Below are 20,066 nucleotides of genomic sequence, written 5' to 3' on the forward strand. Positions count from 1 at the left end.
TTTGATGCGAAGAAGCCTTTCCGCCATCGCCCTCATGGCGGGGCTGGGATTTTTGGCCAGTCCGGCATCGGCCTACACGGTCTATGTCTCCAACGAAAAGGACAATACCGTCACCGTGCTCGACTCGGCGACCATGCAGGTCACCAAGACCATCAATGTGGGGCAGCGGCCACGCGGCATCACCATCTCGCATGACGGAAAATTCGTCTATCTCTGCGCCAGCGACGACGACACGATCGAGGTGATCGACACGGCAACTCTGCAGATCGTCGACACACTTCCCTCCGGCCCAGACCCGGAACTGTTCGTGCTCTCGCCCGACGGCAAGACGCTCTACGTCGCCAACGAGGATGACAATCTCGTCACGGTCATCGACCTGGAATCGAAAGCCGTAGTGACGGAAATTCCGGTCGGTGTCGAGCCGGAGGGCATGGGCGTCAGCCCCGACGGAAAGACCATCGTCAACACGTCGGAAACGACGAACATGGCGCATTTCATCGATACGTCCTCGCATGAGATCACCGACAACGTGCTAGTCGATTCCAGGCCGCGCTTCGTCGAGTTCAAGCCGGACGGCTCCGAGGCATGGGTCAGCGCTGAGATCGGCGGCACCGTGTCGGTCATCGACAATGCGACGCGCGAGGTGAAGCACAAGATCATGTTCGAGATTCCCGGCCTGCGCGCCGAGGCGATCCAGCCCGTCGGCATCCGCATCACCGCCGACGGCAAGAAGGCCTATGTCGCGCTGGGGCCGGCCAACCGCGTCGCCGTCATCAACACCGAGACCTACGAGGTCGAAAAATACGTGCTGGTCGGCCAGCGCGTCTGGCAGCTCGCCTTCACGCCGGACCAGAAGATCATCATCAGCACCAACGGCGTGTCCAACGACATCACCTTCATCGACGTCGCCACCGACGAGCCGGTGCAGTCGGTTACTGTGGGGGCGCTGCCATGGGGCGTCGTCGTCTCACCGAACTGACAAAAAGAATCAAGCAAAGAGCAAAAGGGCAGGAAATCATGAGGAATTTTCGGGCAGTCGCATTCGCGTCGCTGATCGGGCTGGCATTCGCGCATGGGCAGGTCTGGGCGCAGGACACCGACGACGATGACGACGACAAGGAGGCAGCCACCGAACAGGCTGCGCCTGCCGCCGCCGAAAAGCCGACGCGCGCCAGCAAGGACGTGCCGGAACTCATCCTCGGCTCGAAGGAAGACCAGTTCATTGTCAACCAGAAGGACTTTAACCTCATCGCAGGCCAAGGCTACCGCTGGAAGATCACCGCCGCCGGCGGGCTCGAATACAAGTTCAACACCGACCTGTTCCGCAATGTCTGGAACAACCAGATCGTCATCAACGACCTCGAAGTGCACATGAACGGCGCGCCGGCCTGGCTGGAATTCGACGCCGACGGCACCATACAGGTGCAGTTCACCACGGTGCGCCCGGGTACTTACACCTGGTCGGTCCCCGATCTTGCAGACAAGGGCATGAAGGGCACGATCACCATAAAGTAGAAACTACGCGAGGCAGCCTGCCGCGCTATGTCTGTGGTCGCGGCAGGGAGGAAACCGGCGTGCAGCATGTGAAGACAGGCGGCGATACGGTCGCGGCGCTCGACGTCGCCGCCGTCAGCCATTCTTATGGACCGAAGAAGGCGCTGGACAACGTTTCCTTTGCCATCGCGCCCGGCACCTTCACCGTGCTGCTCGGCCTCAACGGCGCCGGCAAGACCACGCTGTTCTCGCTGATCAGCCATCTCTACGACACCCGCCAGGGCGCGATCCGCATCTTCGGCCATGATGTGACGCGGGCCTCCGGCGAGGCGTTGCGCAGGCTGGGCATCGTCTTCCAGGCACGCACGCTCGACCTCGACCTCAGCGTGCACCAGAACCTCTCCTACCACGCCTCGCTGCACGGCATCGGGGCGCGCGAGGCGCGAAAACGAATCGATGCGGTGCTGGAGACCGTCGACATGACGAACCGCCTGCACGACAAGGCGCGCAGCCTGTCGGGCGGCCAGATGCGGCGCGTCGAGATCGCGCGCGCCCTGCTGCACCACCCTCGCCTGCTGCTGCTCGACGAGGCAACCGTCGGGCTCGACGTTCAGTCGCGCGCAGGCATCCTTGCCGATATCCGCCGGCTGGTGGCGACCGAAGGCATCAGCGCCTTCTGGGCCACGCATCTCATCGACGAAGTGGACATGAGCGACCATGTCGTGGTGCTTTCGGACGGAAAGGTCGTTGCAAAGGGCCTCGTCGCCGATGTCATCCGCGAGACGTGCACAGCCACGATCGGCGAGGCGTTTACCACGCTCAGCCGCAAGGCGTCGGCAGTTACACCGGGAGCCGCAGCATGAACGCGCCGGCAACCGGAGAATCCATCACCCTCTCCGCCACTCCCGTCGAGGCGCCAGCCTTCGGCTTCTACAACTACCTCGTCTGCCTGAAGGGCGTTCTGGTTCGCGAGGGGTTGCGGTTCCTCAACCAGCGCGAACGTTTCATCTCGTCGCTGGTGCGACCGCTGCTCTGGCTATTCATCTTCGCGGCCGGCTTCCGCCAGGTGCTCGGCGTGTCGATCATCCCGCCCTACAAGACCTACGTGCTCTACGAGGTCTACATCACGCCGGGCTTGTGCGGCATGATCCTGCTGTTTTCCGGCATGCAGTCGTCGCTGTCGATGGTCTACGACCGCGAGATGGGCAACATGCGCACGCTGCTTGTCAGCCCTTTTCCGCGCTGGTTCCTGCTGGTGTCGAAACTGCTCGCCGGCGTAGTCGTATCGCTGGCGCAGGTCTATGTGTTCCTCGCCGTCGCCTGGTTCTGGGACGTGAAGGCCCCGCCGATCGGTTATCTCATGGTGCTGCCGGCGCTGTTCCTGGCGGGGCTGATGCTGGGTGCGCTGGGGCTGCTGCTGTCGTCGGTCATCAAGCAGCTCGAAAACTTTGCCGGCGTCATGAATTTCGTGATCTTTCCGATGTATTTCGCCTCGCCGGCGCTCTATCCGCTCTGGCGGGTGCAGGAATCCAGCCCGCTTCTTCACAAGATCTGTCAGCTCAACCCGTTCACCTACGCGGTCGAGTTGATCCGCTTCGCCTTCTACGGCCAGATCGAATGGACCTCGCTGGCCGTTGTCGTCGGCTTTACGGCAGTCTTCCTCGCCGCGGCGATCGTCGCCTACGACCCTTCGCGAGGGCTGGTCATCCGCAAACAGGATACGGGAGGAAACGGCTGATGAGAAAGATCGGAAGATGGCCCGTCCTTCGGTCCCCCCTGCCGGGACCTTCTCCCCTTGGAGAACGGGGAGAAGGGGGCTGCCTGCACCATCGGCGCCCCCCTCTCCCCGTTCTTCACGGGGGTCCTAAGGACGGGCGAGACCAGTGGCTCGCCCAGGAACGGGTAAGGGTGAGGGGCAGTGCCGGCGCAACATGGGCTGGCGCTCGGGTGGTCGCCAGTATCATCCTGCTCGCTCTTCCCGCCTCAGCCCTCGCCGCACAGAACCAGGACCCCGACTGGCCTTGTGTCCAGCGAAAGGTGCCGGAACTGTCGCTCGGCCAGATCTGGAATGGTCCGGACCTACCGGCCTCCGCCGCCGACTGGTCAACAGACCCCGACATTCCCGACCTCGTGCGCGAACTGGCCGCGCGGCGCGTGCCGATCCCCGAGGCAGAGCAGGAGATCCGCGATTTCGCCGCCGCGCTGCCAAAGGACAGGGCACAGGAGCAACTCGCAAAACTGTTCCAGGGCCTGTTCGACCATATGAACAATGAGCGCGCGCAGGTGATGTCCGGCATCGGCCGCTACGCGCGCAACCAGGTGCAGCTTGCCGCGCGGCTGCGCAAGGAAGGCTCCGAGGTCGACGCGCTCAGCGCCAAACCCGACGCCGATCATGCCGAGATCGCGCGGCTGACCGACCGGCTGGTGTTCGAAACCCGCATCTTCGAGGAGCGGGTTCAGTCGCTGACCTATGTCTGCGAGGTGCCGACGCTGATCGAGCAACGGCTTTATGCGCTGGCGAAGGTGATTGCGGAGGAGATGAAGGAAAAGTAGACCCATCAGGGTTCGCCCCGGAACAGCTCACTTCTATCTCCTCAAGCCAACCTGTTCGTGGCCGAGGCCTTCTTGAGTGAACCGTTCATGCACGCGGCCTCGTCGGCGCCATGCCCTGTTTGTCCCATCCGGACAAGGATCGCGCATAAAAACGATCCTTGCCTGGAACGCGCCGTTCCCCCGCCGCAGATCCCCCTTGCGATGGCGGCCTCATCAGAAACCGCAGAGGATCGTGAAAGACGCCCGGAGGGAGGGACAGTCAAGCCACGATCATTTTTTCTGCCGTCACCGGCAAGACTTTGAAGAGGCGCGCAAAAATCGCTTCGCTTTTTTTCGCGCAAGTTCGAGAGGGCACAAGGCTTCCATCGCCGCGACATCAAGAATGTCGCGAATGAACCAAACCTGCCGGACAACCAGCTGATGTGCCTGAGAAAGATGGCGCGGACCGCAGTGGAAAATAATCCTCTATACTTGATCTCCACCAACCCTCCATTTTCCGACTATGAAAAGATTATCCTGTAGATTGTTGCAGCTAGACGATCATTTTTACATAATATCTATTGACATATTTTTATATGTTGATCTAATATTTTCAGGTTTTCATCAAAATTGGAACGAGAGAGGTAAATTATGCAGGGCATAATCGACGTCCCATCCAATGTAAGTGATCATGCCAGGGATATTCGCCAGTCAGGCGTCAGGACTATCTTCCGATATTACAATCATCGCAACAGTACGCGCCTTCCGACCAAACGCATTGAACCTGCTGAAGCGGAGGCCATAACGGAAGCCGGGATGTCCCTGGCCGTCGTCTTTCAGCAGCGCGGCGGAGCGGAGGGCCATATCGAGGACCTGGACCGCGAAAACGGCCTGGCGGACGCAAGGCGAGCCCTGGAATTGGCCCAGCAACTGGGGCAGCCGCATGGCTCGGCCATTTATTTCGCCGTCGATCACGACTATTTCCGGAATTCCGAGATCGCAAGGATCACCCCATATTTCCAGGCGGTCAGAGAGACCGTCAACGGTGCGTTCCGGGTGGGCTGCTACGGCTCCGGTACTGTCGGAGGGGCCATGGTCCGCGCCGGCTTCGTCGACCTGATCTGGCTCGCCGGCGCGACCGGCTGGTCGGGCACCCGCGACATGCTCGAAACCGATGCCTGGGCGCTGTTTCAGAAAGAACTGGATAAAACCTGGCCGGGCGGAGAATTCACCTATGACGGCAACGTGCTCAACCCGCGCTTCGCCGATTTCGGCCAATTCACCTTGGGTCCTGCGGCTATTCACGAACGACCGGTGCCGGCTACGACCATAATGACCGTCATCGCCAGGTCGGGCCTGAACGTACGGCGGGGTCCCGGCACAGAATTCGACGTGGTGAGAACCCTGCCTTTCGGAACATTGGTGACCGCACTGAGCCGGAACGGAAGCTGGGTGCGCGTCGACCTGGAAAGCGATGGTGCTGCCGACGGTTTCGTGCATGGCGACTTCCTGAAAGTCACTTCTGGCGGTTTCCCACAGGAAGGACCGGGTACGGGCACCCGACGGCCAATCGACGTTGCGCGCGAGGAACTGGCTCTGGACGTAAGGGAGGTTCCTGGTTCGGGGAGCAACCGTAGGATCGTCATGTACCACGCCACGACCAGCACCGGCGCCGCAGGAGACGAGGTGGCGTGGTGCTCATCCTTCATGAACTATTGCGTCGAGCAGGCGGGCATGACTGGCACCAACAGCAAATGGGCCATGTCATGGCACGAAATGGATTGGGGCGCCGAGGTGACCAACAATCCGAGAGATGGCGACATCGTTGTCTTTCGTCGCCGCAACGGCTCGGCCAGCGGCCCGGTCGCCGGAGGTCACGTCGCATTCTGGCTGTCAGAGACGACCAGCCATGTGTCTATTCTCGGCGGCAATCAAAGCAATCGGGTGCGGATATCCAGCTATCCCAAGCGAGGGATGATGGGTGGCCAGTTCTACGAGATCCTGTCGATCCGGCGGCCTTGAGCTCGCAGGCGGCCGACTTCAGACGGCAAGGCAACATCCCGAGACGCCTTTGACGTCCTGGGATGTTGCCTTGAAGGCCTAGCCAGCCACTACTTCAGGCTGTCCGGATATAGCTTCCCCAGCAGCGGCAGATACATTGCGCCCTTGCGCATCAGAAAATCATGGAACGTCTGCATGGCGGGCGACACCGCCCGGTCGGCGCGCATCACGCCGAACCATTGCCGACGGATCGGCATGCCGGCCACGTCGAGCACCACCAGCCGGCCCCATTCAACCTCCGCCGCGATGGTGTGGGCGGAGATGAAGGCGATCCCCAGCCCCGCCATCACAGCCTGCTTGATGGTCTCATTGGATCCCATCTCGACGCCGAGATCGTCGATGCGGCCGGGAATCTCGCTAAAGAAAATCTCCAGCGAGATGCGCGTGCCCGACCCCGGTTCGCGGATCAGGAAATGTTCCTCCGCGATGCGTTCCTTGGAGATGTCGCGCACCGTCGCCAGCGGATGGTCGGGCGGCGCCACGATCACCAGAGGATGGTCGCCGAAGGCCGAGGCGCGCACCGGCACGTCCTTGGTCGGGCGGCCCATCAGAACGACATCCACATCATGGTTCTTCAGGTTGGCGATGGTCTCGGCGCGGTTGCCGATCAGCAACCGCATGTCGATGTCGGGATAGTCCTTCATGAAGGCCGCCATCAGCCGCGGCGCGAAATATTTCGCCGTCGACACCACGCCCAGCCGCAGGCTGCCGGCGCGCAGGCCCTTTATGGCGTCCACCTGGTCCTCCAGCATGCGTAGCCGCTCGTCGATGACCCGCGCCGTCTCAACGAAGGCCAGTCCTGCGGCAGTGGGACGCATGCCGTCCGTCGTGCGGTCAAACAGCGCCAGCCCGATCTCCTCCTCCAGTTGTCGCAACTGGATGGTCACCGCCGGAGGAGAAAGTCCCAAGGCATTGGCGGCATTGACGATTTTGCCGCTGGAAACGATCGCCTGGACGGCGCGCAGATGCTTGAGGGTCAGGTTACGCATGGCGCATGCTAAGGGATATTTAGCTCGGAAGTAAAGTTATTAAAGTTTACTTAGCTCGCGCTGCCTGTTGTGATCGCCTCGTCGACCATGAGGAGGTCGGCGGTCCGGGAGGACAATCCAATGACTGCGGCAACGCTCGACGCGTTTCTCAATTCCTATGCCGGGACCGACAGCCCGATCCGTGCGGCCGTGGCCGAGACCATTCGGCAACTGGTGCAGGCCGCGACGACGGTGCGCGGCACGATCAACCAGGGCGTGCTCGGCCATGCCTTCGCCGGCACACGCGGCAGCGCCAATGCCGGCGGAGACGAGCAAAAGGATCTGGACGTCTTTGCCGACGACATTTTTCTGAATGCCATGCGGCATGCGCCCGTGGCTCTCTACGCCTCGGAGGAACTGGACCAGCCGGTGCTGCTCGACGCGGCCGCCCCGCTTGCCATCGCCATCGACCCGCTGGACGGCTCCTCCAACATCGACGTCAACGTTTCGATCGGAACGATTTTTTCGCTCCTCCCTGCGACTGGCGCGCCGGACCAAAATCCGGCCGCCCCCTTTTTCCAGGCAGGATCGAAGCAGCTCGCGGCCGGCTTCTTCATCTACGGCCCGCAATTCGCGCTGGTGCTGACGCTTTGCAGCGGCACGCATATCTTCGTGCCCTCGCCGCGCCTCGGCACCTTCGTGCAGGCCTATGAAAGCCGCGCCATCCCGGAGCGCACCCAGGAATTCGCCATCAACGCCGCCAACTACCGGCACTGGGACGAGGCGGTGCGGCTCTATGTCGACGACTGCCTGGAAGGCAGCGAAGGCCCGCGCGAAAAAGACTTCAACATGCGCTGGATCGCCTCGCTGGTGGCCGACTGCTACCGCATCCTGATGCGCGGCGGCGTCTACCTCTATCCGGGCGACCGGCGGCGCGGCTACGGCCAGGGCCGGCTGCGGCTGGTCTACGAGGCCAACCCCATCGCACTGCTGGTCGAGCAGGCCGGCGGTGCCGCCACCGACACGGTCGGCCGCATCCTCGATATCGAGCCGGACAGCCTGCACCAGCGCGTGCCCCTGGTGTTCGGCTCGGCGCGCGAGGTTCAGCGCATCGGCCGCTACCACACCGAGCCGTCGAACATCGGCGAACGCGCGCCGCTGTTCGGCAATCGCGGCCTGTTCCGAGCCTGAGGACCGGTCCCATGTCCGCCAAGCACCCCATCATCTCGATCACCGGCTCGTCCGGCGCGGGCACCACCTCGGTGAAGCGCATCTTCGAGCAGATTTTCCGCCGCGAGAAGATCGAGGCGGCCTTCATCGAGGGCGACGCCTTCCACCGCTACGACCGCGCCGGCATGAAGGAAAAGGTCGCGGAGGAGGAGAAGAAGGGCAATCCCAACTTCACCCATTTCAACGCGGAGGCCAACGAACTCGCCATTCTCGAAAGCGTGTTCGAGGAATATGGCCGGCGCGGCAGCGGCAAGACGCGGAGCTACGTGCACGACGAGGACGAGGCGAAAATTTTCGGCTCGCCGCCCGGCACTTTCACCGACTGGCGCGACTTCGCGCCGAGCGACCTTTTGTTCTACGAAGGCCTGCATGGCTGCGCCGTCGCCGGCGACATTGACCTCGCCAAGCACGCCGACCTCAAGATCGGTGTCGTGCCGGTCATCAATCTCGAATGGATCCAAAAAATCCATCGCGACCGCGCGACGCGCGGCTATTCGACGGAGGCGGTGGTGGACGTGATCCTGCGCCGCATGCCGGACTATGTCCGCTACATCGTCCCGCAATTCGCGCTGACCAACATCAACTTCCAGCGCGTGCCGATCGTCGACACGTCGAACCCGTTCATCGCGCGCTGGATTCCGACGCCCGACGAATCGATGCTGGTCATCCGCTTCGCCAATCCACGCGGCATCGATTTTCCCTACCTGCTGTCGATGATCCACGACTCGTTCATGTCCCGGCCGAATTCCATCGTCGTGCCCGGCAACAAGCTCGATCTCGCCATGCAGCTCATCCTGACGCCGCTGATCCTGCAGCTCATCGAGCGCAAGCGGCGGGTTTCGTGAGGAGGAGATGATGCTGTTGTTCTTGCTGAAGGTTTTTACCCCCAGCCCTAACCCATCCCCACAAGGGGGAGGCGAATTAGGTGGCCGCCTTCCCAGCGGCAACCTTCATGGGCTGGTGCCAGTCAACGCTGCCGCAAAGTCCCCCTCCCCCTTGTGGGGAGGGGTTAGGGGTGGGGGTGCCTTCATCCAAGTTGGGAGGAATTCATGAGCCAGGCCGCGATCAAGCATGCCGTCCTGCCCGCCGTCTCCGAGCGCGACATGGCCAATGCCGTCCGCGCACTTGCGATGGACGCGGTGCAGAAGGCCAATTCCGGGCATCCCGGCATGCCGATGGGCATGGCCGACGTCGCGACGGTGCTGTTCAACCGCTTCATCAACATCGATCCGTCGAAACCCGACTGGCCCGACCGTGACCGCTTCGTGCTGTCGGCCGGCCACGGCTCGATGCTGCAATACGCGCTGCATCATCTGATCGGCTACGAGGACATGCCGATCGAGCAGCTGAAGGTTTTCCGCCAGCTCGGCAGCCGCACCGCCGGCCACCCCGAATACGGCCATGCGCTAGGCATCGAGACGACCACCGGCCCGCTCGGCCAGGGCATTTCCACAGCCGTCGGCATGGCGCTGGCGGAACGCATGCTCGCCGCCCGCCACGGCACTGACCTCGTCGACCACTTCACCTATGTGATCGCCGGCGACGGCTGCCTGCAGGAAGGCATCTCGCACGAGGCGATCGACCTCGCCGGCCATCTCGGCCTGAACAGGCTGATCGTGTTCTGGGACGACAACTCGATTTCCATCGACGGCCCGACCTCCCTCTCCACGTCGATGGACCAGCCGGCCCGCTTCCGGGCGGCCGGCTGGGCGGTATTTTCGGTCGACGGCCACGACGCGGAGGCGGTGGCCGAGGCCATCGAGAAGGCGCGGCAGTCGGAAAAGCCATCGCTGATCGCCTGCAAGACCATCATCGGCAAGGGTGCGCCCACCTTGCAGGGTACGGAAAAGACTCACGGCGCGCCTCTCGGTGATGCTGAGATCGCCGCAACCCGCGAAAACATCCGCTGGGCGCATGGGCCGTTCGAGGTGCCGGACGAGATCGTCGCCGCCTGGCGCGAGGTCGCAACGCGCGGCAAGGCCGCGCGGCGCGCCTGGGAGCTTCGGCTGGCAGCCTCGCCGCAGGCAAAAGCCTTCGAGGAGGCCATCGCCGCAAAACTGCCCGACGGCCTGGTCGAGGCGTTGGCCGCCTTCCGCAAGGAGCATGTCGAGAAGGCGACCAAAGTCGCAACGCGAAAAGCCTCGGAAATGGCGCTCGGCGTCATCAATGCGGCGACGGAGCTGACCGTCGGCGGCTCGGCCGACCTCACCCATTCGAACCTGACGCTGACCAAGGGACTTGGCCGCATCGCGCCCAACGATTTTGCCGGCCGCTACATCCACTACGGCATCCGCGAGCACGGCATGGCGGCAGCGATGAACGGCATCGCGCTGCATGGCGGTTTCATCCCCTATGGCGGCACGTTCCTGTGCTTCACCGACTATGCGCGCGGCGCGATGCGGCTTTCGGCACTGATGGGCCAGCGCGTCATCTACGTCATGACGCATGATTCCATCGGGCTCGGCGAGGACGGCCCGACGCACCAGCCGGTCGAACATCTGGCGATGCTGCGCGCGACACCGAACATCGACGTCTTCCGCCCCTGCGACATCGTCGAGACGGCGGAGTGCTGGGAACTGGCGCTGCAATCGGAGAACCGCCCGAGCGTGCTGGTGCTGTCGCGCCAGAACCTGCCGATGCTGCGTCTTGCGCATACTGCGGAGAACCGCTCGGCGCGCGGTGCCTATCTGCTGCGCGAGCCCGCTGGCCGGCGCGACCTGACGCTGATCGCCACCGGCTCTGAGGTCGAGATCGCGGTCACGGCGGCTGAAATCCTCCACGCCGATCACGGCCTTGCGGCGGCTGTCGTCTCGATGCCCTGCTGGGAACTGTTCGAGGAGCAGGACGCGGACTACCGGGCTGCCGTCCTCGGCAACGTCCCGCGTGTCGCGGTGGAAGCGGCCGCGCGCATGGGCTGGGACCGTTGGATCGGCGAGACCGGCGCCTTCGTCGGCATGACCGGCTTCGGCGCCAGCGCGCCGGCGCCTGACCTCTACAAACATTTCGGCATCACGCCCGAGGCGGTCGCGGCGACCGCGCTGAAACTCATCTGAGGAGACTGGCCATGTATGGCGGTGAAACTGGCATTGGACGCCCCTCCCCGAAGAAGCCCGAGCCTGCCGCCAAGCCGGACGGCGAGCGCAAGGAGGCCGGCAAGCCGGGCGACCACGCAACGCAGACCACGAACGAAAGGGGCTGAAGCGCCATGGCAAAAATCACGCTGCGCCAGTTGCTCGATCACGCCGCCGACCATGGCTACGGCGTGCCGGCCTTCAACATTAACAATATGGAACAGGGCCTTGCCATCATGGAGGCGGCGAAAGACTGCGACGCGCCGGTGATCATCCAAGCCTCGCGCGGCGCCCGCTCCTACGCCAACGACATCATGCTGTCGAAGATGATGGAGGCGCTGGCCGACATCTATCCGGCGATACCGCTCTGCATCCACCAGGACCACGGCAACAACGAAGCCACCTGCATGTCCGCCATCCGCCACGGTTTTACGTCCGTCATGATGGACGGTTCCTTGGAGGCGGACGCCAAGACGCCGGCGAGCTACCACTACAACGTCGCAGTGACAGAGCGCGTGGCGCGCATGGCCCACTGGGTCGGCGCGTCGGTCGAGGGCGAACTCGGCGTGCTGGGCTCGCTGGAGAGCGGTCATGGCGAGGCCGAGGACGGCCACGGCGCCGAAGGTGCGCTGTCGCACGACCAGTTGCTCACCGACCCGGACCAGGCCGTCGACTTCGTGCTGAGGACCAAGGTCGACGCGCTGGCGATTGCCTGTGGCACCTCGCACGGCGCCTACAAGTTCACGCGCAAGCCCGACGGCGACATCCTGGCCATGCGCGTCATCGAGGAGATCCACGAAAAACTGCCGAACACCCATCTGGTCATGCATGGCTCCTCCTCGGTGCCGCAGGAATTGCAGGACGTCATCAACCGCTATGGCGGCGAGATGCCCCAGACCTATGGCGTGCCGGTGGACGAGATCGTCCGCGGCATCCGCCACGGCGTGCGCAAGGTGAACATCGACACCGACTGCCGCATGGCCATGACCGGCCAGTTCCGCAAGATCGCGTCGGAGACTCCGAAGGAGTTCGATCCGCGCAAGTTCCTTAAACCGGCGATGGACGCCATGCGCGACCTCTGCCGCGACCGGTTCGAGCGTTTCGGCACTGCCGGCAACGCCTCGAAGATCAAGGTGATCCCGCTCGACGAAATGGCGAAACGCTACGCCGCCGGAAAGCTCGACCCGCTGATCGCCACCGCCAAAGCCGCCTGACAAGCGGTCCAGAAACAAGGAAAGGACCCAGAGCAATGGCCAAGTCAATGACCGTGACAGGCGCCGCCCGCTACAGATCCGGCGTCATGGAATACAAGAAGATGGGCTATTGGGAGCCCGACTACGAGCCGAAGGACACCGACGTCATCGCCCTCTTCCGCATCACGCCGCAGGACGGCGTGGACGAGATCGAAGCGGCGGCCGCCGTCGCCGGCGAAAGTTCCACCGCCACCTGGACGGTGGTGTGGACGGACCGGCTGACGGCCAAGGAAAAATACCGCGCAAAGGCCTACCGGGTCGACGCGGTGCCCAACGCACCCGGCCAGTTCTTCGCCTATATCGCCTACGACCTCGACCTCTTCGAGCCGGGCTCGATCGCCAACCTCACGGCGTCGATCATCGGCAACGTGTTCGGGTTCAAGCCGCTGAAGGCTCTGCGGCTCGAAGACATGCGCCTGCCCGTCGCCTATGTGAAGACGTTCCAGGGGCCGGCCACCGGCATTGTGGTCGAGCGCGAGCGCCTCGACAAGTTCGGCCGCCCGCTGCTCGGCGCTACGGTCAAGCCAAAGCTCGGCTTGTCGGGCCGGAACTATGGCCGTGTGGTCTACGAGGCCCTGAAGGGCGGGCTCGACTTCACAAAAGACGACGAGAACATCAACTCGCAGCCCTTCATGCATTGGCGCGACCGGTTCCTGTGGTGCATGGAGGCCGTCAACAAGGCGCAGGCCGAGACCGGCGAGATCAAGGGCACCTATCTCAACGTCACCGCCGGTACGATGGAGGAGATGTACAACCGCGCCAACTTCGCCAAGGAACTCGGCTCCAACATCGTCATGATCGACCTGGTCATCGGCTACACGGCGATCCAGTCGATGGCCCATTGGGCGCGGCAGAACGACATGATCCTGCACCTCCACCGCGCCGGCCACTCGACCTATACAAGGCAGAAGGGACACGGCGTGTCGTTCCGCGTCATTGCAAAGTGGATGCGGCTCGCCGGCGTCGACCACATCCATGCCGGCACGGTGGTCGGCAAGCTGGAGGGCGACCCGGCGACGACAAAAGGCTACTACGACGTCTGCCGTGAGGACTTTAACCCGATGCGGCTGGAGAACGGGATCTTCTTCGACCAACACTGGGCCTCGCTCAACAAGCTGATGCCGGTGGCCTCGGGCGGCATCCATGCCGGCCAGATGCACCAGTTGATCGACCTGCTCGGCGAGGACACGGTGCTGCAGTTCGGCGGCGGCACCATCGGCCATCCGATGGGCATCGCCGCCGGCGCCACCGCCAACCGCGTCGCGCTGGAAGCCATGATCTTCGCGCGCAACGCCGGGCGAGACTACGTCCGCGAGGGGCCGGAAATCCTTGCCGAGGCCGCCCGCCACTGCATGCCGCTGAAGCAGGCGCTGGATATCTGGAAGGACGTGACCTTCAACTACGCCTCCACCGACTCGCCTGACTTCGTGCCGGTGGCCACAGCGGCGGAATAGCGCCAACGCTTACCCTCCCCCTTGCGGGGAGGGTCGATTCGCGAAGCGGATCGGGGTGGGGTTATCGCGGCAGTGCTCGACGTTCCTAGCAACGTTGAGGCCGCCCGCACCGACCCATCCCCGGCTCCATGACCTCCGCTTCGCTCCGTTCATTCGCCGACCCTCCCCGCAAGGGGGAGGGTAGACGGCGCAACCAGGAGCAACCACCATGCGCATCACCCAGGGAGCCTTTTCGTTCCTGCCCGACCTGACCGACGACCAGATCCGCTCGCAGGTCCAGTACTGCATCGACAATCAATGGGCCGTCAGCCTCGAATTCACCGACGATCCCCACCCGCGCAACACCTATTGGGACATGTGGGGCCATCCCATGTTCGACAATCCGGACGCCGCCGCCCTCATGCTGGAACTGCGGGAATGCCGGAAAGTCTATGGCGACCGCTACATCCGCGTCGTCGCCTTCGACGCCAGCCATGGCTGGGAGTCGGTGAAACTCTCCTTCATAGTCAACCGCCCGGTCGACGAACCCGGCTTCCGCCTGTCGCGGCAGGAAGGCGCCGGGAGGCTGGTGCACTACACCACCACGCCTTACGCGGCAGACCGGCCAGCGGGGAACAGGTACGGGTGAACGTATTCGCCCTTCGCACCCCCCTCTGTCCTGCCGGACATCTCCCCCTCAAGGGGGGAGATTGGCAGCTTCACCGCTGCCGCTCGTCCTGCAACGCTGGCGGTTAGCGAAACCAAAGCGGAAGGCCAATCTCCCCCTTGAGTGGGAGATGTCCGGCAGGACAGAGGGGGGTGCGAGGGCGCCAGGCCTCCAACCGAAATGATAAATGAGGCCGTGAGGCAACCATGTCGCAGTCTGTTACCATCGAAGCCGAGAAGCCGGTCAAGCCCGTCCCCACCGCGATCGACCTGCGCGAAGAATTCGAATCCTCCGGCGTCAAGGATGTGCTCGCCGAACTCGACCGCGACCTGATCGGGCTTGCGCCGGTGAAAAAACGCATCCGCGAGACCGCCGCCCTGCTGCTGGTCGAGCGCGCGCGAAAACGCATGGGGCTCGCCCACGAGACGCCGACGCTGCATATGTCGTTCACCGGCAATCCCGGCACCGGCAAGACCACGGTCGCCATGCGCATGGCCGACCTGCTGCACCGGCTGGGCTATATCCGCAAGGGCCACCTCGTCTCGGTGACGCGCGACGACCTCGTCGGCCAGTATATCGGCCACACCGCGCCGAAGACGAAGGAGATCCTGAAAAAGGCGATGGGCGGCGTGCTGTTCATCGACGAGGCGTACTACCTCTACCGGCCGGAAAACGAGCGCGACTACGGCCAGGAGGCGATCGAGATCCTGCTGCAGGTGATGGAAAACCAGCGCGACGACCTCGTCGTCATCCTTGCCGGCTACGCACAGCGCATGGACCGCTTCTTTGAAAGCAATCCGGGTTTTCGCTCGCGCATTGCGCACCATATCGACTTTCCGGACTATACCGACGACGAATTGTTCCGTATCGCCGAGACCATGCTGGGCCACCAGAACTACCATCTCGACAGGCCCGCCGCCGATGCGATGGTCGGCTACATCGCAAAACGCCGGACGCAGCCGCATTTCGCCAATGCACGCTCGATCCGCAACGCTCTTGACCGGGCACGGCTGAGGCAGGCAAACCGACTGTTCGAAACGGCCAACGGGCCGCTCGACGCCGAGGCGTTGTCGACGATCTCGGCGGAGGATATTTTGGCAAGCCGGGTGTTCACCATGCCCGGCAACAAGGCAGCCGGCCTTGGGAAAGGCGACCAATGAAGACAATCATCGCTCCATCCATCCTGTCAGCCGATTTCTCCCGCCTCGGCGACGAGGTCGAGACGGTGGTTCGCGCCGGCGCCGACTGGGTGCATCTCGACGTGATGGACGGCCATTTCGTGCCCAACATCACCTTCGGCCCGCCCGTGGTGAAGGCCATCCGCGACCGCACCGACAAGGTGTTCGACTGCCATCTGATGATTTCGCCTGCCGATCCCTATATCGCCGCCTTCGCGGAAGCCGGCGCCGACGTCATCACCGTGCATGCAGAGGCCGGCCCGCATCTCCACCGCTCGCTGCAGACGGTAAAGCATCTCGGCAAGAAGGCCGGCGTCTCGCTCAATCCAGCGACGCCGGTTGCAGCGATCGAGAATGTGCTCGACCAGCTCGACCTGATCCTGGTGATGACCGTCAATCCCGGTTTTGGCGGCCAGGCGTTCATCTCCGAAATGCTCGGCAAGATCGCCAAGGTCAAGGCGCTGATCGGCCGCCGGCCGATCCACATCGAGGTCGACGGCGGCATCGCGCCCGACACCGCGCCGCTGGTGGCCAAGGCCGGCGCCGACGTGCTGGTCGCCGGCTCGGCTGTCTTCAAGGGCGGAACCGAAGCGGCCTACCGTGCCAATATCGAAGCCATCCGCGCAGCGGCTGACGGGGTCTTGAGCAAGGCCGCATAATCTTTCCGGAAATTTCTTTAGATTCAACGACGAGCGTGACGGTTTTAAGGAGACGATTCATGGACGCCAGCACGCCGAAGCCGGTACGGATGCCAAAAGCCATCCTGTTCGACCTCGACGGCACGCTGATCGATTCCGCGCCGGACATAACGGCCGCCGTCAATGAACTGCTCGCCGGCTCGAATCTCCCGCCGCTGGCGGTGCCGCAGGTGACGAAGATGATCGGCGGCGGGGTGCGCAAGCTGGTGGAGCGCGCCTTTGCCGCCTCCGGCACATCGCTCACGCCCGCCGCGCTCGAGCAGGCGCATCGCGACATGAGGCCGATCTATCTGCGCCATCTCACCGGCCTGACCCGGCTGCTGCCCGGCGCGCGCGAGGCAATCGCGCATTTCCACGGCAACCGCATCCCGATGGCGGTCGCCACCAACAAGCCGCAGGTGGCGGCACGCACAATCCTGTTGTATTTCGGCCTGCTGGAGCGGCTCGGCGCACTGGTCGGCGGCGACGCGGTGACCAACCCGAAGCCGGCGCCGGACATGCTGTTCTTCGCGCTGGAAAAACTGGGCGTCGCGCCTGCCGACGCGCTGATGGTCGGCGACAGCATCTCGGACGTCAAATCCGCCCGCGCCGCCGGCATGCCGGTGGCGCTGATCCGAGGCGGCTATACGGAAACGCCGGTCGAGGAGCTCGGTGCCGACCTCGTCTGCGACACGCTGCATGATCTGCCAGCGGCGCTGCAGCGGCTTCCGACGGCGGCGTGAGACTTGGCGGCGGCCGGATGCCGCCGCGCCACTATGGAAACTGCTTCAAATAGGCAATCACATTCGCGATGTCGTCGGGATTCTTGAGACCGGCAAAGGCCATCTTGGTGCCCTTCACCTTCTCGCGCGGATTGGTCAGGTAGTCAGCCAGATGGGCCTCGTCCCAGACCAGGCCGCCCTTCCCCGCCGCGATCATGGTCGGCGAATATTTGAAACCCTCATGCGTGCCGGCGGTGCGGCCGATCAGCCCCTTCAGCGTCGGCCCGACCTTGTTCTGGTCGGTGTCGGCGACATGGCAGGCCTTGCATTTGGCGAAGACTTTTTCCCCGGCGGCGGCGTCCTGCGCGGACGACTGGCCCGTTGCCAGAGCCAGCAGGGAGCCGGCGATCAAAACTTGGGTGAAGCGCATAGGCATTTCCTCGTTGATCCTCAAAGTGCCCTGAGTGACCGCCGCCGAAGCTAGATGCGGCCCGCCATATGTCAACCGTACAAAGGTCCAGTATGCCGGTTCCTTCACGCCGACTGATGGAAAGGTGATGGGATGAGCGCCCTCCGATCCCTCGTCTTTGTTGACGCCCTACCGTCGAACGCGTAGCTTTTCAAAACTTCCCGTTCGGGCACCTACGGGAAGCGGTGTCCGGCTGACAGCTCCGACCGGCGGAGTCGACAGCCCGACGATATCAGCGGGAACGCGGTGGGAGGTGCCTCTATGGATCTTGTCGATCTCATTCTCACGGTCTGCCTGGTAACCAATCCGGACACCTGCCACGACGAGCATCTTTATTTCGAGCGCCGCGGCGGCCTCATACAGTGTACGTTTCTCGCCCCGCCCGAGATCGCTAAATGGTCCGAAGGCCATCCGAAACTCAAGGTGGTGCGCTGGAAATGCGTCTTCCCCGAAAGGGGCAAGGAAATATGAGGCGCCGTCCGTTGCCTGCCATCGCGCAGGATCAAACGCGATGAACCTGTCCCGCCGCAAAGTCCTGCATCTGGCCGGTCTCGGCATTGCCGCGCTCGCCGCCATGCCCGCGCAAAAGGCCCTCGCCGCCCCGAAAATCCGCGTCGGCGTGCTGAAGTTCGGCACCGTGAGCTGGGAACTCGATACCATCAAGTATCACGGCTTCGACGCCGCCAACGGCGTCAAGCTCGACGTCCTGCCCTTCGCCGGCGAGGACGCCACCAACGTCGCCATTCTCGGCGGCGCGATCGACGTGATCGTATCGGACTGGCTATGGGTGTCGCGGCTGCGCTCGGAAGGCACCGACCTGACGCTGGCGCCCTACTCGACCGCCGTCGGCGCGATCATGGTGAGGCAGGATTCGCCGATCAAAACCCTTGCCGACCTCAAGGGCAAGAAACTCGGCGTCGCCGGCGGGCCGCTGGACAAGAGCTGGCTGCTGATCCGGGCGCTTGCCAGCCGCGACCACGGCATCGACCTCGCGACCGCCTGCGAGGTCGCCTATGGCGCGCCGCCGCTGCTGGCGGAGAAGGCGATGCAGGGCGAACTCGATGCCGTGCTGAATTTCTGGCATTTCTGCGCCCGGCTGGAGGCAAACGGATTTCGCCGCCTGATCGGCGCCAACGACGCGGCGCTGGCGCTCGGCGCGTCCGGGCCGGTCTCCGCGCTCGGCTACATCTTCCATGACCAGTTTGCCGCGAACAACGGCGATACGGTGCGCGGCTTCTTGAAGGCGTCGGCTGACGCGAAAAAACTGATGGCCACGTCCGACGAGGAGTGGCTGCGGCTGGCGCCCGTCATGCGTGCCGAGGGCAAGGAACTGGAAGTCTTGCGCGACCGCTACCGGCAGGGCATTCCCACTCGGCCTGTTGCCGACGAGATGGCGGACGCCGCCAGGCTTTATGCCGTTCTGGCACAGATCGGCGGCGAAAAGCTGGTCGGCAAGGCGACCGAGATGGCGCCCGGCACCTATTGGACGGGCCTTGTGAAATGACGATTGCACAGGCCGGCGGCGGCGGAAAACCAGCGGCGGGCGTAGGGTCGGCGCTCACGCCGGCCTTGACGGTCGCCGTCTCGTTGATCGGACTCGGCCTGCTGTGGGCACTCGCCGCGACACTCTGGCCAAGCCGCGCCTTCCCCCCGCCTTCGGCCGTCTGGCAGGTGTTCGTCCACGACACGATCAACGGCGAGCTGCCTTTCCATCTCGGCATGACGCTGCTGCGTGTCGCCGCCGCCTTCATCGTCGCAATGGTCGTCGGCACCGTCATTGGCATCCTGCTCGGCAGTCACCGCCGCGCCGACCGGTTCTTCAACCCGTGGGTCATCCTGTTCCTCAACGTGCCGGCGCTGGTCGTCATCGTGCTCGCCTATATCTGGTTCGGGTTGAACGAGGTGGCGGCAATCGGCGCGGTGGCGGTCAACAAGATCCCCAACGTCATCGTCACCTTGCGCGAAGGCACGCGGGCGCTCGACCCGCGTTATGCCGAAATGGCGTCGGTCTACCGGTTCAGCCCGCTTGAGCGAGTGCGCCACATCCTGCTGCCGCAGCTGCAGCCCTATATCGCCGCCGCGTCACGCTCCGGCATCGCGCTGATCTGGAAGATCGTGCTGGTCGTGGAACTGCTCGGCCGCTCCAACGGCGTCGGCTTCCAGATCTACCTCTATTTCCAGCTCTTCGACGTCGCCGCCATCCTCGCTTATACGCTGGCCTTCGTGGCGGTCATGCTCCTGATCGAACTTTTGCTGGTGCAGCCCTTCGAGCGCCACGCCACCCGCTGGCGCAGGCGGCCGGCGTAGCACG

General features: G+C 63.8%; 21 protein-coding genes. 19 read left to right on the top strand and 2 right to left on the bottom strand.

The window, feature by feature from the left end; translation table 11 throughout:
- Nucleotides 1–4 precede the first annotated feature (4 nt).
- The 6 genes from ABMA59_RS06855 to ABMA59_RS06880 all read left to right on the top strand — a co-directional run bounded on the left by ABMA59_RS06855 (nucleotide 5) and on the right by ABMA59_RS06880 (nucleotide 6,048).
- Entirely contained in the window at nucleotides 5–979 is a 975-nt protein-coding gene (locus ABMA59_RS06855; protein WP_349004560.1) for a YVTN family beta-propeller repeat protein, read from the top strand.
- A gap of 38 nt (nucleotides 980–1,017) precedes the next feature.
- Nucleotides 1,018–1,515: a cupredoxin domain-containing protein gene (locus ABMA59_RS06860; protein ID WP_349004561.1), complete on the top strand. Its 498-nt coding sequence runs from the start codon at nucleotides 1,018–1,020 to the stop codon at nucleotides 1,513–1,515.
- 59 nt (nucleotides 1,516–1,574) lie between these two features.
- Nucleotides 1,575–2,357: an ATP-binding cassette domain-containing protein gene (locus ABMA59_RS06865; protein ID WP_349004562.1), complete on the top strand. Its 783-nt coding sequence runs from the start codon at nucleotides 1,575–1,577 to the stop codon at nucleotides 2,355–2,357.
- Nucleotides 2,354–3,232 (top strand): ABC transporter permease, encoded by an 879-nt coding sequence (locus ABMA59_RS06870; protein ID WP_349004563.1) that lies wholly within the window; start codon nucleotides 2,354–2,356, stop codon nucleotides 3,230–3,232. Before ABMA59_RS06865 ends, ABMA59_RS06870 begins: the two co-directional genes overlap by 4 nt.
- Nucleotides 3,233–3,441: 209 nt before the next feature.
- Nucleotides 3,442–4,047 (top strand): hypothetical protein, encoded by a 606-nt coding sequence (locus ABMA59_RS06875; RefSeq protein WP_349004564.1) that lies wholly within the window; start codon nucleotides 3,442–3,444, stop codon nucleotides 4,045–4,047.
- 630 nt (nucleotides 4,048–4,677) lie between these two features.
- Nucleotides 4,678–6,048: a TIGR02594 family protein gene (locus ABMA59_RS06880; protein ID WP_349004565.1), complete on the top strand. Its 1,371-nt coding sequence runs from the start codon at nucleotides 4,678–4,680 to the stop codon at nucleotides 6,046–6,048.
- Between the two features lie 89 nt (nucleotides 6,049–6,137).
- Here the strand turns inward: ABMA59_RS06880 and ABMA59_RS06885 are convergent, their stop codons facing one another.
- The gene (locus ABMA59_RS06885; RefSeq protein WP_349004566.1) at nucleotides 6,138–7,076 is read right to left on the bottom strand and encodes a LysR family transcriptional regulator; all 939 of its coding nucleotides are present in this window, start codon (nucleotides 7,074–7,076) and stop codon (nucleotides 6,138–6,140) included.
- Nucleotides 7,077–7,196: 120 nt separating this feature from the next.
- Between ABMA59_RS06885 and ABMA59_RS06890 the strand changes: the two genes are divergently transcribed.
- The 10 genes from ABMA59_RS06890 (at nucleotide 7,197) to gph (ending at nucleotide 17,307) form a co-directional block, all read left to right on the top strand.
- Entirely contained in the window at nucleotides 7,197–8,246 is a 1,050-nt protein-coding gene (locus ABMA59_RS06890; RefSeq protein WP_349004567.1) for a class 1 fructose-bisphosphatase, read from the top strand.
- Nucleotides 8,247–8,257: 11 nt separating this feature from the next.
- Nucleotides 8,258–9,130: a phosphoribulokinase gene (locus ABMA59_RS06895; protein WP_349004568.1), complete on the top strand. Its 873-nt coding sequence runs from the start codon at nucleotides 8,258–8,260 to the stop codon at nucleotides 9,128–9,130.
- Nucleotides 9,131–9,334: 204 nt separating this feature from the next.
- On the top strand, nucleotides 9,335–11,338 hold the full coding sequence (tkt, locus tag ABMA59_RS06900) for a transketolase (protein ID WP_349004569.1): 2,004 nt from the start codon (nucleotides 9,335–9,337) through the stop codon (nucleotides 11,336–11,338).
- Nucleotides 11,339–11,349: 11 nt separating this feature from the next.
- Entirely contained in the window at nucleotides 11,350–11,484 is a 135-nt protein-coding gene (locus ABMA59_RS06905; protein WP_349004570.1) for a hypothetical protein, read from the top strand.
- A 6-nt stretch (nucleotides 11,485–11,490) separates the two neighbouring features.
- Nucleotides 11,491–12,570 carry a class II fructose-bisphosphate aldolase gene (gene fba / locus ABMA59_RS06910; protein WP_349004571.1) on the top strand — a complete coding sequence of 360 codons (1,080 nt, stop codon included), beginning with the start codon at nucleotides 11,491–11,493 and terminating at the stop codon, nucleotides 12,568–12,570.
- Between the two features lie 35 nt (nucleotides 12,571–12,605).
- Entirely contained in the window at nucleotides 12,606–14,063 is a 1,458-nt protein-coding gene (locus tag ABMA59_RS06915; protein ID WP_349004572.1) for a form I ribulose bisphosphate carboxylase large subunit, read from the top strand.
- Between the two features lie 208 nt (nucleotides 14,064–14,271).
- A complete protein-coding gene (locus ABMA59_RS06920) occupies nucleotides 14,272–14,691 on the top strand; it encodes a ribulose bisphosphate carboxylase small subunit (protein WP_349004574.1) in 420 nt (139 codons plus the stop codon).
- Between the two features lie 224 nt (nucleotides 14,692–14,915).
- Complete coding sequence (cbbX, locus tag ABMA59_RS06925; protein WP_349004575.1) at nucleotides 14,916–15,869, top strand: CbbX protein; 954 nt, start codon at nucleotides 14,916–14,918, stop codon at nucleotides 15,867–15,869.
- Nucleotides 15,866–16,546, top strand: a complete 681-nt coding sequence (rpe, locus tag ABMA59_RS06930; RefSeq protein WP_349004576.1) for a ribulose-phosphate 3-epimerase — start codon at nucleotides 15,866–15,868, stop codon at nucleotides 16,544–16,546. Before cbbX ends, rpe begins: the two co-directional genes overlap by 4 nt.
- Before the next feature lie 59 nt (nucleotides 16,547–16,605).
- On the top strand, nucleotides 16,606–17,307 hold the full coding sequence (gene gph / locus ABMA59_RS06935) for a phosphoglycolate phosphatase (RefSeq protein ID WP_349004577.1): 702 nt from the start codon (nucleotides 16,606–16,608) through the stop codon (nucleotides 17,305–17,307).
- Nucleotides 17,308–17,338: 31 nt separating this feature from the next.
- Here gph and ABMA59_RS06940 read toward each other — a convergent pair whose 3' ends face one another.
- The gene (locus tag ABMA59_RS06940) at nucleotides 17,339–17,716 is read right to left on the bottom strand and encodes a c-type cytochrome (protein WP_349004578.1); all 378 of its coding nucleotides are present in this window, start codon (nucleotides 17,714–17,716) and stop codon (nucleotides 17,339–17,341) included.
- A 300-nt stretch (nucleotides 17,717–18,016) separates the two neighbouring features.
- On the opposite strand from ABMA59_RS06940, the gene ABMA59_RS06945 reads away from it, so the two are divergent.
- From ABMA59_RS06945 to ABMA59_RS06955, 3 genes are read left to right on the top strand one after another with little or no spacing between them, the layout of a single operon-like run.
- On the top strand, nucleotides 18,017–18,226 hold the full coding sequence (locus ABMA59_RS06945; RefSeq protein WP_349004579.1) for a hypothetical protein: 210 nt from the start codon (nucleotides 18,017–18,019) through the stop codon (nucleotides 18,224–18,226).
- A 40-nt stretch (nucleotides 18,227–18,266) separates the two neighbouring features.
- Nucleotides 18,267–19,259 carry an ABC transporter substrate-binding protein gene (locus ABMA59_RS06950; RefSeq protein ID WP_349004580.1) on the top strand — a complete coding sequence of 331 codons (993 nt, stop codon included), beginning with the start codon at nucleotides 18,267–18,269 and terminating at the stop codon, nucleotides 19,257–19,259.
- Nucleotides 19,256–20,062 carry an ABC transporter permease gene (locus ABMA59_RS06955; protein WP_349004581.1) on the top strand — a complete coding sequence of 269 codons (807 nt, stop codon included), beginning with the start codon at nucleotides 19,256–19,258 and terminating at the stop codon, nucleotides 20,060–20,062. Before ABMA59_RS06950 ends, ABMA59_RS06955 begins: the two co-directional genes overlap by 4 nt.
- Nucleotides 20,063–20,066 lie beyond the last annotated feature (4 nt).

The sequence above is a fragment of the Mesorhizobium yinganensis genome, assembly GCF_040081985.1.
GTDB classification, from domain to species: domain Bacteria; phylum Pseudomonadota; class Alphaproteobacteria; order Rhizobiales; family Rhizobiaceae; genus Kumtagia; species Kumtagia yinganensis.